At 38.7% G+C, this 17,793-nt stretch carries 11 protein-coding genes; 10 read left to right on the top strand and 1 reads right to left on the bottom strand.

The genetic code is table 11. From position 1 onward, the window contains the following. Nucleotides 1-365: 365 nt before the first annotated feature. The 8 genes from ESZ48_RS10025 to ESZ48_RS09990 all read left to right on the top strand — a co-directional run bounded on the left by ESZ48_RS10025 (nt 366) and on the right by ESZ48_RS09990 (nt 13,657). Entirely contained in the window at nt 366-3,665 is a 3,300-nt protein-coding gene (locus ESZ48_RS10025; protein WP_129017291.1) for a SusC/RagA family TonB-linked outer membrane protein, read from the top strand. Nucleotides 3,666-3,685: 20 nt separating this feature from the next. Beyond that, nucleotides 3,686-5,248 carry a SusD/RagB family nutrient-binding outer membrane lipoprotein gene (locus ESZ48_RS10020; protein ID WP_129017290.1) on the top strand — a complete coding sequence of 521 codons (1,563 nt, stop codon included), beginning with the start codon at nt 3,686-3,688 and terminating at the stop codon, nt 5,246-5,248. Between the two features lie 27 nt (nt 5,249-5,275). Next, entirely contained in the window at nt 5,276-6,511 is a 1,236-nt protein-coding gene (locus ESZ48_RS10015) for a BACON domain-containing protein (RefSeq protein ID WP_129017289.1), read from the top strand. 16 nt (nt 6,512-6,527) lie between these two features. Continuing rightward, the gene (locus ESZ48_RS10010) at nt 6,528-8,507 is read left to right on the top strand and encodes a calcineurin-like phosphoesterase C-terminal domain-containing protein (RefSeq protein ID WP_129017288.1); all 1,980 of its coding nucleotides are present in this window, start codon (nt 6,528-6,530) and stop codon (nt 8,505-8,507) included. An 86-nt stretch (nt 8,508-8,593) separates the two neighbouring features. After that, entirely contained in the window at nt 8,594-9,388 is a 795-nt protein-coding gene (locus ESZ48_RS10005) for a glycerophosphodiester phosphodiesterase (protein WP_223266415.1), read from the top strand. Between the two features lie 282 nt (nt 9,389-9,670). Further along, nucleotides 9,671-11,272 carry a glycerol-3-phosphate dehydrogenase/oxidase gene (locus ESZ48_RS10000; RefSeq protein WP_223266414.1) on the top strand — a complete coding sequence of 534 codons (1,602 nt, stop codon included), beginning with the start codon at nt 9,671-9,673 and terminating at the stop codon, nt 11,270-11,272. A gap of 65 nt (nt 11,273-11,337) precedes the next feature. Next, nucleotides 11,338-12,834 carry a glycerol kinase GlpK gene (gene glpK / locus ESZ48_RS09995; protein ID WP_129017287.1) on the top strand — a complete coding sequence of 499 codons (1,497 nt, stop codon included), beginning with the start codon at nt 11,338-11,340 and terminating at the stop codon, nt 12,832-12,834. A gap of 94 nt (nt 12,835-12,928) precedes the next feature. Further along, nucleotides 12,929-13,657, top strand: coding sequence for an MIP/aquaporin family protein (locus ESZ48_RS09990; protein WP_129017286.1), 729 nt, complete (start codon nt 12,929-12,931; stop codon nt 13,655-13,657). An 11-nt stretch (nt 13,658-13,668) separates the two neighbouring features. Here ESZ48_RS09990 and ESZ48_RS09985 read toward each other — a convergent pair whose 3' ends face one another. After that, the gene (locus ESZ48_RS09985; protein ID WP_129017285.1) at nt 13,669-14,457 is read right to left on the bottom strand and encodes a GNAT family N-acetyltransferase; all 789 of its coding nucleotides are present in this window, start codon (nt 14,455-14,457) and stop codon (nt 13,669-13,671) included. 576 nt (nt 14,458-15,033) lie between these two features. Between ESZ48_RS09985 and ESZ48_RS09980 the strand changes: the two genes are divergently transcribed. Both ESZ48_RS09980 and ESZ48_RS09975 read left to right on the top strand, forming a co-directional pair. Then, nucleotides 15,034-16,572 (top strand): Fic family protein, encoded by a 1,539-nt coding sequence (locus ESZ48_RS09980; RefSeq protein WP_129017284.1) that lies wholly within the window; start codon nt 15,034-15,036, stop codon nt 16,570-16,572. Between the two features lie 469 nt (nt 16,573-17,041). Continuing rightward, nucleotides 17,042-17,245: a hypothetical protein gene (locus tag ESZ48_RS09975; protein WP_129017283.1), complete on the top strand. Its 204-nt coding sequence runs from the start codon at nt 17,042-17,044 to the stop codon at nt 17,243-17,245. Nucleotides 17,246-17,793: the final 548 nt, after the last annotated feature.

The raw sequence follows: 17,793 nt of genomic DNA, 5'->3' as shown, positions 1-17,793 counted from the left end.
CTTTCGCTTTCATATATAATTATAACTTTCTGAACATAACAATACTAATACGGCTTTTTCCGAAGTAAATATAATGTAAATAAAACATTCTGATGGTTACATATTCTTTTTTTTAGTTTCATTTGCTTGTGAGATTAATGATTTTTGTCTATTATTGAACTATAAAACACAAAACGAAACCTTTTGATACATGCCAATACGTTTTTAAAGTTGTGTTTATTTATTAAATAAAAAGTAAAAACACATTTATAAATGAGAAGAAATATTTTAACACCATCAAAATGTTACAGTCCGAGACATAATGTTTGTTTAACATTGAAACCACTTTAACCCTCTATTTTTGAATTTTAATAATTAAAAAACGTATGAAAAAAATTACTCAATTGTGTAGTATAGTAATGTTATTTCTTTGGGTGTCGCACATGCAAGGTCAAAACATAACCGGTACTGTTTACGGAGACGGAAGTCCGCTATTAGGAGCTACCGTCATGATTAAGGGGACAACCCAAGGTGTTGTTTCTGATTTTGACGGCAAGTTCAGTTTGAAAACCGCTAAAGGCGAAGTTGTCTTAGTATTTTCTTATATAGGATTTGTGACCCAAGAAGTCATCGCTAAATCCGGCTCTTTTTTAGAGATTGTTATGCAAGAGGACGCCAGTGCTTTAGATGAAGTTGTGGTAACTGCCTTAAACATTTCTCGAGAGGAAAAATCTTTAGGGTATTCCATTTCAAAAGTAGAAGGAGAAGACCTTACAAAATCTGTATCGGGCAACTGGTTAAACGGGATGTCTGGTAAGGTGGCTGGATTGAATATGGATCAGGCCGGAACAGGTCCGAGTGGATCGATTAGAGTGACTCTAAGGGGGGATCAGTCCTTAAATTACGGCAATAATGAAGCCCTTTTTGTAGTGGACGGGGTTCCGATAACCTCTGGCGCCACTGCGACAAGGGGCGTAAGTAATTACGCCCAGGGAGATGCGCCCATCGATTTCGGGAATGGGGTTAGTGATATTAACCCTAACGATATCGCTTCGGTGTCCGTGTTGAAAGGGCCAGCAGCGGCTGCGCTTTATGGCTCTAGGGCTGCCAACGGTGCTATTTTGATCACCACGAAATCTGGTCTTAAAAATAAAGGTCTTGGCGTAACCATTAGCTCTTCGGTAACTTTCGAAAAGGCAGGCTACTTTCCCGATTTTCAAACAGAATATGGAAATGGATCTGACTTGGGTGAAAATGAATTTTCATTGTGGGAACTTAGGCCTGAAATGACCCAAGACGGTGTTGGCGTTCCTAGACGTTATTCAAGGTATACTTTTGGTGAAAAATTTGATCCTGAAAAAATGCGTTATTTATATGCCTCAAAAAACTGGGATACAGGAGAGTTTACGAAATTACCTTTTGTTTACCAGGATGATTGGTATACCGGTTTATTTAAGACAGGACTTACCACCAGTAATACCGTAAGTTTAAGTGGTAGCAACGGAAAAGGCACATCTACCAGGTTCTCCATTACCGATTTCAAAAATGAATGGATATTGCCAAATACCGGCTTTAATAGAAAATCTGTTTCTCTATCGTTCAATACCGCGGTGACTGAAAAAATAAAATTGAACGCCAAAGTTAACTATTACATAAAAGAAAGTGATAACATGCCTGGTGGAGGATACAATGAAAATAACCCGATGTATGCCCTCACTTGGGGATTTAATGTGAACAGCATCAATGATTGGAAGGAAGAGTATTTTCAAGGACGGTATAATTATACCAATTGGTTTGCACAGGGAGAAAATGGTCAAGGTTTGGTATATCCATCTACAAGCGGATTCAACCCCTATCGAACCCTTTATGAAGAGTTAAATGCCCAGAAAAAGAACCGTGTTTTTGGAAATATCGATTTCACCTTTGACTTGATGAAAGGTCTGGAATTACAAGTGGGCTCTGGATTGGATTGGTCCGACGAATTTAGGACCCAACAACGACCATATTATACGGCAGATTATCAAAATGGGTTTTATAGAGAGCAAACGGTACGGGTTATCGAGAACAACAACTCCATGATGTTGAAATACACTAACAATGAGCTTGCCGAGGGACGCTTTGGACTTTTAACAATGGTAGGTGCCAACAATAGAATTAACGAGTATTACAATAGCAAGATTACATTGAATCAAATAGGGGAAGAAAACATTTACCATACCACCAACCTTCCTACTGGCGTTATTCCGGACCCTTATAATTATAGAAGCAACAAAATTGTCAATAGTATTTATGGCTTAGCTTCATTAAGCTGGGACAATACGTATTATTTGGATATTACTGGCCGTAACGATTGGTCCAGTACATTATCTAAGGATAACTGGTCGTTCTTTTACCCGTCTGTTGCTGCCAGTGTTTTGGCTAATGAAATCTTCGATTTTAAAGCGAATGTGCCGTGGGTTGATTTTACAAAATTACGCGTGTCCTGGGCTAATGTGGGTAATGATACCTCTCCATATTCATTGGATCAATATTACGGGAATTCTTCTTATCCTGGGGGCTATACTTTACCCGGTACAATCCCAGATCCATTGATTCAGCCAGAAAACGTAGAAAGTTGGGAGTTTGGTGTGGAAGCAAAACTTTTCAAAAATCGAATCGGTTTTGATATCACCAAATATTATTCATCTACAACAAATCAAATTGTTTCTGTAGATGTTGACCAAATCACTGGCGCTACAGGATTGAAAATAAATGCCGGAGAGATTACAAACGAAGGTCTTGAAATCTCCCTTAATTTGGTTCCTATCCGAACTCAAAATTTTGAATGGTCATTTGATGTGAATTGGTCAACCAACAAAAACAGACTTGTGAGTTTGCAAGAGGGTTGGGACCCACAAGAACCACTTCAAACTGATATGGGAACGACCGTTGGGGGTAGAGTATATGTTTATTCTTATTTAGGCCAAGAGATGCACCAAATTTATGGTCGCGGCTTTCAAAGGGCGCCAGAAGGTTCAACTTATACCGATGAAAATGGTTTAGAGATTGACGCTTCAGGCATGCATTTGGTCAATGCTGATGGCTATCCAATGTTAGATGAAGCACCAGATAGAAAACTAGGCAGTGTAAATCCTGATTGGAGAGGGGGAATGGTGCAACGTTTTAGGTACAAAAACCTGACCTTGTCGGCGGCGTTTGCCGGACAAATGGGGGGCAATACCTTTTCCGTAACCAATTTCGCACTTTCTTACCAAGGTAAGTTGAAAAATTCATTGGAGGGCAGGAATGACGGTCTTGTTCATGATGGTGTGAACGTCGTTAAAAATGCCGACGGTACTACCACTTATCAAAAGAATACAAACGTGACCAAGGACATTCAAACCTATTATAATTCTTATATATGGAACCGAAATAACGCGGAATCCAATACCTTCAGTAACTCCTATCTGAAATTGAAAGAATTACGTTTGAATTATAAAATGCCACAGAAAATCATGGATAAATCTGGTTTTCTTACCGATATGACTTTTGGGGTCTATGCTACCAATGTATTTACGATTACTGATTTTCCACAGTATGACCCAGAAACCGGTATGCTCAATGGATCTGATATCTATAAAGGTATAGAATCAATGTCTTTCCCAATGACCCGAACCTTTGGTTTTGATGTTAACTTTTCATTCTAATAATTTAAAAAAATTGTGATATGAACAAAATAAATATTTTAATAATTGCATTTTTTACAGTTATTACAGCGTGCACAAATGATTTTGAAGAAACAAATACAAATCCAAATACCACCAATGTTGGTCAGATCAAAGCGAGTGGAATGTTTGAACCCTTATTGTATAATGGCGCTAATTTTTGGCTTAATTATACCTGGTACTGGAATAATGAACTTGTCCAGTTTACAGCATTTACCGGAGGGACCACGCGTCAAGAACATCGCTACTTTATAAGTGATGCCAACTGGCAAAGTGTTTGGAATGCCTACAGCCGTTATGGAAATAATGTTACTCATATGTACGATTTGAGTATCGATCAAAAGGACCGCTCTTTGGAGGCTATAAGTATGACCTTAAAGGTTCTATATATGTCCAATCTCACAGACATGTTTGGTGATGTTCCTTATTCAGAAGCTTTTACGGCGAGAAAACCGAATGGAACCACAAAACCCCAGTTTGAATCGCAGAAAGAAGTTTATGAACAGATGTTTGCCGATTTAAATACCGCTAATGACATTTATGCCACCAATCCTGTATTTGTGAAACCCGCATTGGATGGTATGTACGGAGGATCTATGGACAAATGGCGAAAATTTAATAATTCCCTGTACTTACGTTTGCTGATGCGCGTTAGTGGACGTCCTGAAATGAATGCCCAAGCAAAAATAAGTGAGGTCATAAACAGTCCTTCAGTATACCCGATTTTCACCTCAAATGCTGATAATGCCACGGTCATATTTTCAGGTAATGATCCTTATCGAAGTCAATTTGCGGATACCAATGAAGGTACTTTTACCAGCTCTGGTAGAAAACTGACGGAACAACTAATAAAAATGACGGTATTAAAGGGGATCAACGATGAGCAAGTATTTGTTGATCCGAGATTACCAATTATTGGCAAGAAAAACCCAAGTTTAAGCACAAATCCAAACAATCTGTGGAAAGGCACGATCGCAGGCGTTTCTGAGCAAAATCAGAGTGATGCCGATCGTGGAAGCTCTTGGTTAAATACTGCCGTTCTGGCAAGAGTGGATGCTCCGGGAACCTTTATGGATTTTGCAGAAATACAATTTATTTTGGCAGAAGCGGCTTTAAAAGGATGGATTGCTGGAGGTGATACACAGGCAAAACAGTTTTATGAAAACGCTGTCAAGGCATCCGTTGAAAAATGGGGAGCATATGGACAGTTCAGTGAAACTGCTGTGGTGATTAGTGAAGCGGATATCACTGAGTTATTGCAGTCAGATTTGGCATCGTGGGACAAGGCAACCAATAAGGCAGAATTGATAGGCAACCAAAAGTACCTCGCCTTATTTTGGATTGGCATGGAGGCTTATCATGAATACCGTCGCACTGGTTTTCCAGAATTAACAATCGGTGATGGGGCAATATACAATGATTATATATTGCCGACCAGATTTGCCTATCCAACCACAACATTGGCTACAAACTCCAATAATGTGCAGGAAGCAATCGGTAGAATGGGCCCAAATACCATGAAAACTCCTGTGTGGTGGAGTAAGCAAGCAATTGCAGGCAACTAAAACAACTGTAAAAAAAATCTAAAGATTATGATCACAAGAAATATTTTAAATAGTAAATCACTGGGACGTCTATGTACTACGCTCCTTGTGCTGGTGGCACTGGTGTCCGTATCGTGTAGTGATGATGACGATAGCGGAATGCAAGGCGCAGCTTATTTCAAAATCGAGGACAATCCTACAGGAATTGTGACTGGCGTTAAGGGAGTTTCAAAAACCTATACGGTCCGGTCTAACCGCCCATGGCAAATTGTTGCGAAGGAAAATGTCGATTGGGTGAAAGCATTTCCTGCAGAAGGTGAGGATGATGGGATTTTTAAATTCACCGTTAAGGAAAATAACACTTTTGATACGAGGAGTGTGAATTTTGCTTTTATCGTTGATGGTAAAGAAGAACCTGTGTTATTTCGCGTCGATCAGGAGGCCAACGTGCCTTTTATCCTTCTTCCAAATGCTGAAGATGGTATTGCAATAGCTTCAGCAGGTGGTAATGTTGATATCGCCATAAAAGCGAATGTGGATTGGAATTATACGGTAGAAAACGCAGATTGGTTAAGTGAAATCGAAGTGACAGAAACCAAGATCACCCTTCTGGCTTCCAAAAATACTGGAGAAGAGCGTATTGCTAAATTAATCGTTAGTGCTCCAGGTTATCCTGATTTAACTAAAGAGGTCAGCATTACACAGTCTTCAGGAAATGTGATATTAGAAGAAAAATTTGATTGGTTAAATTACGGTAGCACTATATTTTACACCACTACAGGAGAAACCAGAATGGATTCTTGGACACCTGATGAAATGGCAAGAGGATGGAACAGTACGGTTAGTGAAGAAGCAGGCGGTCAAAAAGTAGTGTATGCACGGACGGGATTCCTAAAATTAGGCAAAACAGGTTATGGCGGCGATTTAATTTCACCGGCGCTCTCAGCACTGACAGAACCTACAAATGTTAGGGTCACATTTAAAGCAGTGCCTTATAAAACAAAAGGCGGAGCAGAAGATGATAACATTTTAAAAGTGAATGTAATAGGACCTGGAGTGACCAGTGTTAATTCCCTTACAATTGATAATTGGCCAGATTATGATGCAGATCATGAGTGTACGGCTATTTGGTTAAAAGAAGAGAGTACTTATGAGTTTATAATTACAGGTGCTACAGCTGAAACCCAATTAAGATTTTTAGGAGGAGATTTTAATCTTGTTGGCGTTGGAAAAGGTAAGAATCGTATTTTCCTTGATGATATTACAGTTAAAATAATAGATTAATAAATAGATATTATAAATGGAGAATAGTAGAAGGAAATTTCTTAAGGTCGGCGGTCTCACTACATTTGCGGGAATAAGTGGATTGGCATTTACCAATTGTAGTAAAAATGACCTAGATAACACGGTCCCCAATAATGGCTTAAAAATATCAGAAGTTTCAATTCCTTCATCCATAGATGTTGTTGAAGGAGGCGCTGTCGTTTTTAGTGGAAGAGGCTTTCATATAGGAGATACTTTTAAGTTTGTCTCAACTTCTGATGCCAGTATTGCGTATTCAAGTAACGCAACAGCCATTTCAGATAAAGATGTGAGTTTAATTTTACCTTCAAACTTTACCACGGGTCATTATAAAATTACAGTCACCAGAGGTACCGAAAGTTTAGTGTTAGGAAGCACGTTATTCAATCTCATTGCCGACAATAGTATTCCAGATATCAACGGAATGACTGTAAAAGGGGTGGTGTTCTCTGATGGCGTAGGTATTCCGGGGGTTGTTGTTTCAGACGGTTATGAGGTGACAGTTACAGATGAGAAAGGAGTATATTATTTGCCTTCACTCAAAAAAAATGGCTTTGTTTTTATTTCCATTCCTGGGAATTTTGAAACGTCAAAAATTGGTAATATTCCTCAATTTTTTAAACGCTTAAGTAATAGTGTCAGCACTGTTGAACAAAAGGATTTTTCCCTAATTAAAGTCAATAATCAAAACCATGTAGTTATTCCCATGGCAGACTGGCACTTGGCCAAACGCAATAATGATATCGACCAATACACTGGCAAAGTCCTGCCAGATGTCAATGCTACAATTGATAAATACGCTGCCGATGGCACAAAAGTGTACGTTCTGACACTGGGAGATATGACCTGGGACACCTATTGGTATGATAATAATTTCGGGCTGCAGGAATATGTGCCTTATATGAATATGTTAAACTGCCCTGTTTTTAACCTCATTGGCAACCATGATTACGATCCCTATTTTGCCAATGATTGGGAAGCAGAAAAAAAATATAGAGAAGTGCTCGGACCAACCTACTATTCATTCAACTTAGGAGATATCCACTATGTTGTATTAGATGATGTGGAATATATAAATACAGGGGGCTCTCAAGGTACAGTTGGAAATCGTAATTACAATTATGTTGTTGACGCTGTACAGATGCAGTGGCTAAAGAAGGACCTGGCTGCAGTTGCAGATAAAGGCACCCCAATAGTATTGGCCATGCACACGCCTTTATATCGCAAACCAACACTGGATGAGAATGGGAATCAAGTTAATAAAATTTCTCTAAATAATGGAAGTGAATTGATTGAAGCGCTTCGGGATTTCTCCACGGTTCATGTTTTAACTGGCCATGCCCATGTGAATTATAGAGTAGAAGAAGAGCCAAATCTTATGGAACACAATACGGGTGCCATATGTGCCACGTGGTGGTGGACCGGTAGAAGCGGCTATGCCAACAATCATATCTGTAAGGACGGAAGTCCGGGGGGCTATAGTATATGGAGAATGAATGGGAGAAATATGGACTGGCGCTATAAAGGTATTGGACACCCAGAGGATTATCAGTTTAGAACCTACGATTTAAATTCTATCCATATTACGGCGGCCAATTTTGCCCCTAAATCAACGGATGCCGATTTAGCTCCTTATGCAGAACCTTATGGGCAACAGAACATGAACAATGAGGTGTTGATCAATATTTGGTCATATGAAAAGGATTGGAAAATAGAAGTTAAAGAAAACGGAAACACATTGGCCGCAAAACGTATTAGTGCCAAAGACCCACTACATATTATATCCTATGATGCGCTGCGTTTAAATGCAGGTGCTGTTCCAACAGATGCTTTCGCCACAAATACGACGCCACATATTTTTAAGGTGATCGCTTCATCGCCCACGTCCACCTTGGAAATTAGAGTAACGGATCGTTTTGGAAATGTGTATAGTGAAAATATGGTACGTCCAAAAGCTTTTACGTATGACATGGTCTGAGTTCAGGATGCTTCATAGCTTGTTGAGTTGCCTATTCTAGATCAAACAAATTCTATTTATTGAATAATAATATTAATAAAGTATTTATGATACAAAAAATTATATCTCTTAAAACCTATTCGCAAATGGCCCTGTTACTCGGTTTTTTGGTAATACTTGGCAGTTGTAAAAGCGTCAATAATCCAGTGATCGCACATCGCGGCGCATGGAAAACTTCCGGATTGCCACAAAACTCCATAGCCTCTCTTAAGGAAGCGATTGCCTTAGGATGTTATGGATCTGAATTTGATATTCATCTTTCAAAAGATGATATCATGGTGGTGAATCACGATAAGGATTTTATGGGGATTGATATTGAAACCTCTACTTATAAAGAGCTGTTGGCTAAGGAACATCCAAACGGAGAAAAAATTCCCACCGTTAACGCGTATTTGGAAGAAGGGCTTAAGCAGAAAAAGACCAAATTAATTATAGAAATTAAAACGGCTCCTTCTGGATTGGAGAGAACATTGAAATTAACGGAAATGACTGTAGATCTGGTTAAAAGTTTAAAAGCGCAGACTATGGTAGAATATATTTGCTTTAGTTATGAGGTTGGACAATTGATAAAAAAGTTAGACCCAAAAGCTAAAGTAGCTTACCTCAATGGTGATAAAACTCCGGCGGAAGCGTTTTCAGTAGGTTATACAGGTATCGATTACAATTTTAAAACGTTCTTAAAAAATCCTAATTGGGTCAAGGAAGCGCATGATTTAGGCATGACTGTCAATTATTGGACTGTGAACAAGGAATCGGATATGAAGACTTTGTTGGATAACAAAGTAGATTATATTACCACCGACGAACCAGAATTGCTTTTTAAAGTTTTAAAAGACAACTAAACTGGCCCTATGCCATTTTTGATCAAGTATAACCAATTACTAGTCCCAACGTATTCAAAATCTTATAAGCAAATTGATAGTTGGTCACTAGAACCAGTCAAAGTTTCAGAAACTTTTTTTGTGCGAGCCTTTTAATCAAAGAGTGAAAAGTTGTGCTTTGAAATTAAAAAACACCACTCATATTTTATAAGCTAATATTCTGAATTCAGAATGAACGGTTAGAATCAAAAGTCAGGACACCAAAAAAATAAGAAAAAAATAGGTCTTTATATACATGTAGGTTTGAATAAGAAAGAAGTAACAGTACTAAATACAAAAAAGGTGTTCAGTAGAGAAGTATTAGTGCAACAAGTAGTTGACAACCAAAATTGGGATGTCATAGTTATAGGAGGTGGTGCAACTGGATTAGGTGTCGCATTGGATAGTGTAACGAGGGGCTTCAAAACCCTACTTTTGGAGCAATCCGATTTCGCAAAAGGAACGTCTAGCAGAAGTACAAAACTGGTTCATGGCGGTGTGCGTTATTTGGCACAGGGCAATATTGATTTGGTCAAAGAAGCACTTTATGAGAGGGGATTAATGCTTAAAAACGCATCTCACCTCATTAAAAATCAATCATTCATTATTCCAAACTACAGTTGGTGGGACACTATTCTTTATACTGTAGGTTTGAAGGTTTATGATTTATTGGCGGGCAAATTAAGTTTCGGAGCCTCAATTCGTATTTCTAAGAAGAAAACTTCAAAAAGACTTTCTACCATTCAAACCAAGCATCTTAAGGGTGGCGTAGTTTATCACGATGGTCAATTTGATGATGCGCGCTTAGCGGTTAACATTGCCCAAACCTGCATCGAGCAAGGCGCGACGGCTTTAAATCATTTTAAGGTTTGCAAATTGCTAAAAACTAAAGAAGGCAAAGTGAGTGGGGTCATGGCTAAAGATGCAGAAGGTGGTGTAGAATATCAACTCAATGCCAAAGTAGTTATTAATGCAACTGGCGTATTTACCGATGAAATTTTACAAATGGATAAATTTGATGCAAAAAATACGGTAAGGCCAAGCCAAGGCATCCATTTGGTATTGGATCGTTCCTTTTTGCCTGGGGATGACGCCATAATGATTCCTAAAACTACAGATGGACGAGTGCTCTTTTTAGTACCATGGCATAATCGCGTCGTGGTAGGAACAACAGATACCTTATTGGATAGCCATAGTTTGGAGCCAAAACCGTTGGAAAAGGAGATTGATTTTATTTTGGAAACGGCAAATGCCTATCTGAATAAAACGGTTTCAAGAAGTGATGTGTTGAGTATTTTTGCAGGATTGCGCCCTTTGGCAGCTCCAAAGGATGCTTCAGAAAAAACTAAAGAGATCTCAAGAAGCCACAAGATTATTGTTTCAGAATCTGGTTTAATGACGATTACTGGAGGAAAGTGGACGACTTATAGAAGAATGGCCCAAGATACTATAAATAAGGCCATAGCATTAGGGAAATTATCGCACAAGAATTGTCGGACTAAAGATCTCCGAATTCATGGCGCCGATGGTTCGGCGGAGGCTACAAATCATCTCTATATTTATGGTACCGATCAAAAAGCCATCGAACTCCTGATTGCTGACACTCCTGAATTGGCTGAAAAATTACACCCTCGGTTAGAATTCCTAAAGGCCGAAGTGGTTTGGGCGGTTACAAATGAAATGGCGCGTACCGTTGAAGATGTTTTGGCGCGACGTGTGCGAATTCTATTTTTAGACGCCAAGGCGGCTCAAGAAGTCGCTCCGTATGTCGCACATGTTTTAGCACAGTACTTAAATAAACCTCAGACTTGGGAGTCAGCACAAATAAAAGAATTTACACAATTGGCAAATCAATATATAATATAATTGAAATCAGTCTTAAGCATTTAAGAAAATTTTAAATCTAAGTATAAGTTTAAAAATAATTTAATATGGCGAAATACATACTTTCTTTAGATCAGGGAACAACGAGTTCAAGAGCGATCGTCTTTGATAAAAATGGGTCTATAATTACAATTGCACAAAAGGAGTTTACCCAATATTTTCCCAAGCCGGGATGGGTTGAACACGATCCATTGGAAATCTGGTCCACTCAAACAGGGGTTGCAGCAGAGGCTATTGCAAAAAAAGGATTAAATATAGAAAATATTGCAGCCATAGGAATTACCAACCAGCGTGAGACCGTTGTGGTATGGAATAAAAAAACCGGAAAACCTGTTTATAATGCCATCGTTTGGCAGGATAAGAGAACCTCTGATTTTTGCGATGAACTGAAAAAGCAAGGTAAAAACGACCTGATTAGAGAGAAGACTGGACTTGTCATCGATTCTTATTTTTCTGGTACTAAAGTGAAGTGGATCTTGGATAATGTAAAAGGTGCAAGAGAAGATGCCGAAGCCGGAGATCTCATTTTAGGAACCATTGATACTTGGTTGGTGTGGAATTTCACCAAAGGAGAAAAACATATTACAGATGTTACCAATGCCTCTAGGACCATGCTTTTCAATATTAACACCATGGAATGGGATGATGAGCTGCTAGAGTTATTAACAGTTCCAAAAAGCATGCTGCCAATGGTAAAAGCATCAAGTGAAGTTTATGGGCATACCAATTCTACATTTTATGATGCTAAAATTCCAATAGCAGGCATTGCGGGAGACCAGCAATCGGCATTATTTGGACAAATGTGCACCAAACCAGGAATGGTGAAAACTACGTATGGCACTGGTTGTTTTATGCTTATGAATATTGGAGAAAAGCCTGTGGTATCAAAAAATAATCTTCTAACCACCGTGGCATGGAAAATTAACGGCAAAACAACATATGCATTTGAAGGGAGTATTTTTATTGCAGGAGCTGTGGTGCAATGGCTTCGTGATAGTTTGAAAATCATCAGAACCTCTGCTGATGTCGAAAAATTGGCCAGTTCAGTGGAGAGCTCTGACGGGGTTTATTTTGTACCCGCATTTGCAGGACTTGGCGCACCACATTGGAACCAACATGCGCAAGGTACAATTTTCGGCTTGACCAGAGGAAGCACAGATGCACATATTGCACGAGCAGCTTTGGAATCTATTGCCTATCAAGTTATGGACATCCTAAAGGCTATGGAGGCTGATTCTGGTATATCCATTGAGGAACTCCGGGTTGATGGCGGAGCGACAATCAATGACATGTTAATGCAGTTTCAGGCAGATGTGTTGGACACAGAAACTGTCCGACCAAAAATAGTGGAAACTACTGCCATGGGTGCGGCTTTCTTAGCAGGATTGGCAGTAGGTTATTGGAAGAATCCAGAAGAAATTCAAGAAATCTGGCAAACTGACCAACGGTTTAAACCTAATAATGAGAGGGAAAATATTGAAAAAGAGATTAAGGGTTGGTATAGAGCCATTGATGCTTTAGAATATTGGACAAGAGAAAAATAATCATAAATTGGCCCTTGGGAAAATTATAACGCTGTTGCTCATCATAACCTTTCCCTTAGATAATATTAATAATCAATAACAAGTACTAAAAGGAATGACTCCATTTATATCAGAAATTATCGGAACCGCTTTATTAATCCTTTTAGGTGGAGGCGTCGTGGCAAATGTTGTGTTAAGTAAAACCATAGGAAACAACAGTGGATGGATTGTTATAACCACGGGTTGGGCATTGGCTGTTTATGTGGCGGTGGTATTTGCATCACCATACAGTGGCGCCCATTTAAACCCTGCTGTGAGTGTAGGATTGGCGGTTTCAGGTGCGTTTCCCTGGGCAGACGTTCCATTTTATGTGCTAGCGCAAATGCTCGGTGCCATGATAGGTTCTGGAACAGTCTGGTTGATATACAGACCGCATTTTATGGTTACTGACGATGGCGGTGCAAAAAAAGCTGTTTTCTGTACGGCACCAGCAATTAAAAATCTCTTTTCAAATTTCCTTAGTGAGGCTGTTGGTACATTCGTGTTGATATTTTCAGTTCTTTATTTTACGGATGCCTCAATCGCAGATTCGGAAACGGTAATTGGGCTGGGCTCATTAGGCGCTTTGCCAGTTGCACTTGTGGTTTGGTCCATAGGTCTTTCATTAGGTGGTACAACGGGCTATGCTATAAATCCTGCACGCGACTTAGGCCCGAGAATCATGCACGCTATTTTACCAATCAAAGATAAAGTTTCAAGTGATTGGGCTTACTCTTGGATTCCTGTTTTAGGACCTATTGTGGGTGCTTGTTTGGCCGCAATCTTAATGCTTGCATTGTCTTAAATGAGAAGTGGCTAGGATATAATGGGATTAAAACACCAACCCCCATACTTCACAGGATCGCTAATCCCCGGAACATTCCCCATATAGTCCTTACCTCTCAATTTCGAAACCGTATGAGCTTCCAATTCTTCCTGAGGATATTCTTGAATAAGCTCCTCAATAAACTTCTGGTCTTTATCGCCTTCTAATTTGGTCAACCATTTATCTGCTAATTCCTCATGCAGAATCACAGGCATTCTCGCTTCTTTAAGTTTCGGGTTATAGTACCACATTCCAATGACTGCCTGATGAGTCGGTATAGGAATGTATGATTTCATAGCCCACTTTTGATGTGCTTTTAAAGAACGTATATTACTGGAAGCTATTTCCGTAATAGAAAATTCGTAGTGCTCAGAAAAAGAGGTTTTATAGTGTTGGAATAATCCTTCAATCAATCCTTGTCCACGATAATCCTTATGTACACAGGTTTGACCTACAACCATATAATTAAAATCAGCAATTGTTTTACCGCGAAAGGGAATCCTTTTAAATTCATTAAACATCGGAGCGATTAAAGGAATATCAAATCTTGATTTTTTGGTCATAGCCAATACATATCCAACTACTTTTCCATTGTCCTTGGCCACAGCATGCGGCTCAATATTCGTTAATCCAATAAGCGATTCCCAATCGTGATCTACCGTAACAAAGCCATCCTTTTCCGCGTCTTCTTTGGAAAGGTTCTTCTTTAAATTGGCTTTTTGCAAGTTGAGAATCTCTTGTAAATCCTCTTTTTTGTCTGTTGTTTCGAAAGTAATCATAATTTATATAAATGAAATCATTGGTGTCCGATTATAACTTGCATTACTTCGCGTACGGTTTTACACATGGCGATTTTTAAAGTTTTCTTCTAAAATGCGCTTCATTCAATTTTGTTAGAAACGCTTATAAAAAATGTGGATTTAGTCCGAGTGCTAAATTACATGCCCAATGCTTTCAATGCTTTACGATATGAGTCTAAATTCTAGGTTCTATCAACGATCTGTGCTGAGCGCAGTCGAAGTAAGTGGTCTTGGATCTTTTATTGTACAATAGTGATATGAAATAAGGTTCTAGTGCCCATCTTATTTTGTTCAATATTATGATATTTTATAACCCTAGCCAACTTTCTTTCAAAGCCTTTCAAGGATCTATTCTTTTGTCAGGATAAACTCTCTTTCACGTTACTGTTTTTAGTTCAATGCGTACAAATCGAAACAATTTCTAAACTAAATAAAAATATTCAGAATGATTGTTTATGTCCAATTTTCATGCTATCTATAAAATAGTAATCATTTTTCATGAGAAGTAATTGTTTTTCACGCTATATTTGTAAGTGTATTTCATAAATAAACGCTATGAGTAATTGCTTTTCACGACAAATAACCGTTTTTCATAATAGAAACACTCCAGAAGCTGGCACCTTGGCTGGCTATGCGCTTTTAATAGAGTTTCTATTGGAAGAGACAAATAAAGTAGCGCCCTTACCCAGAAGATTGACGCTGGTTACCGACAAACATCAGCGGTATGATACCGAGCAATGGCAAGTCTTCACCAAGCGTCATAAACCTAAAGATGATCTTATAAGTCACATCATATTTGCGCTTAAGTATGAAGGCATCGACCTGTTTATTTTAAAACAAGTGTTCCTTAATTTAAGTGAGGACACCATTAAAGAATACATACTATCAGAACCAACAGGACAGTATGCAAGACGGATATGGTTTTTGTATGAATGGCTCTTCGAAAAGAAATTAGATATACCCGACCTAAAAATAGGCTCATATGTGGAGGTTGTAAATGCAAAGCTACAGTTCCCAGGGCCAACCGTTAATTCAACCAGGCATCGCGTAAAAAACAATTTACCAGGAACGCGCGATTTTTGTCCAATGATCAATAGAACAGATAAAATTGAAGCCTATCAAGAAAAAGATTTTTCTAATAAAATGGAGTTCGATTTAAAAGGGAAGGATAGAAATTTAATTAGAAGAACAGCGGCTTTTTTATTGCTAAAGGATTCTAAAGCATCTTTTGCTATTGAAGGGGAGAAGCCAGAAAATCTAAGAGCGCGCAACTGGGGTAAGGCTATCGGTCAAGCTGGAAAGAAAGAATTAAACCTTCAAGAGTTAGAACGTTTACAGGACATTGTAATTGGTCAGAATAAACTCAAACAAATGGGGTTGAGAACGGAAGAAGGGTTTATCGGCGAACATGACCGCGAAACCTTTGCGCCAATACCTGACCATGTATCTGCTAAGGCAAAAGATCTGCCACTACTTATCAACGGACTTTTGGAAACCAATAAGATACTTAATGACAGTCCATATGACCCAATTCTAATGGCTACACATATCGCATTCGGTTTTGTGTTTATCCATCCTTTTTCTGATGGTAATGGTCGTTTACACAGATATCTGATGCATCATACTCTGATAAGTAAGAAGTATACCAGCAGGGATATGATTTTCCCAATATCTGCTGCAATTTTAAATAATATCAGCAAGTATCAGGACGTATTGGAGGCGTTTTCAGAAACGCGGTTAGAATGGATTGATTGGGTAATAACGGCAGACTATAATGTTGAAATTTTAAATGAAACCATCGATTTGTACCGCTATGCAGATCTAACGGTTCAAGCCGAATTTTTATATGAATGTGTTGAAGAAACTATAGAGGAAATAATACCTAACGAAATAAAGTTTTTGGAGCGACATGATCATATGGTGGAATTTATCAATAGGGTAGTGACCCTTCCAGATACAAACATCGATCTATTAATTAAATTCCTAATTCAGAATAATGGCAAATTATCTCAAGTCAAAAAAGCGAAGTTCTTTGATGAGATCCCGCAAGAAGTCATAGTTAAAATTGAAAATGAATTTGCTGAATTATTTTAAACCTTAATCCCTGCTCAGGTAAAAATTCCAGCGCAGGCAGGGTCTCCCATTCTCGATAACGCTCCTTGCTAACGAGTGCCCGCAACAATTTGCATTTGATAAAATTTAATCTTAAACATTATTGAATAACAAATAGGACAACCCGTAATTTTAGAAAGGGCAGGTCATAAGGAGTTCGTTAGTCCTTCCATCAAAATCCCTGCGCAGGCAGGGATCTCCGTCTTCAACCGCTAACCTTATTTACAATTTAATACCCCTTCAAACCTAATTTATTCTATTTTAAGAAAGAGGATAAGTAAGAAGGAGTTCATCAGCATCCCTGCGCAGGCAGGGATCTCGTATATAAAAGCTTATTTCAATAACGAATTTAAAAACTCATTAAATAATAAAGATGAAGTAGGGATGAAGTAGGGATGAAGTAGGGATGAAGTACGGATGATGTATGGATAAAGCATGGATAGTGTATCAAATGAAGCTAAGAAGAATTTGTATTTACCCAAAGGAAATCCAGCGCATCACCGGAAGAAGTGAGCGGCACAGTCGTAGGCTTCTCAAGGAGATAAAGGTCCATTTGGGCAAGTCGTCTAACCAGTTGGTGACTACAGGAGAATTCGCTCAATACACCGGTATTGACGAGGATCTCGTCAACGAATATCTTCAGGAAGCCACATAGTATTTCCTAGTATTTAAGTAGGTTTGAAACCCTTTGTTTTGTAACTTAGTCATAGACTAAAAGTAGTCAATCAACCCGAAATGCTATTACAACAATTCGGTCAACATAATTTTTACAGGCTTCGCTAACCCCGATAAACACTCTGATTTAACATTGGGTTTGAATCCCTTCGTGGTCACGAATAAATAGTTCAATAAGAAAAAACGCCAAGCTTCCTTGAGCGTTTTTCCGTTTGAACTATTTTCATCGTTAATTATTGTTAGGAGCTTTGTGGGATCTTCAATCCCTTTTGCCAGGCTTGCTTGAGCGTTTTTTCGTTTGAACTATTTTCATCGTTAATTATTGTTAGGAGCTTTGTGGGATCTTCAATCCCTTTTGCCAGGCTTCCTTGAGCGTTTTTCCGTTTGAACTATTTTCATCGTTAATTATTGTTAGGAGCTTTGTGGGATCTTCAATCCCTTTTGCCAGGCTTGCTTGAGCGTTTTTTCGTTTGAACTATTTTCATCCTTAATTATTGTTAGGAGCTTTGTGGGATCTTCAATCCCTTT

The sequence above is a fragment of the Gelidibacter gilvus genome, from assembly GCF_004115975.1.
Lineage (GTDB): Bacteria > Bacteroidota > Bacteroidia > Flavobacteriales > Flavobacteriaceae > Gelidibacter > Gelidibacter gilvus.
The sequence above is the reverse complement of the archived record's forward strand: the minus strand, read 5'-3'. Positions and strand labels throughout refer to the sequence as shown.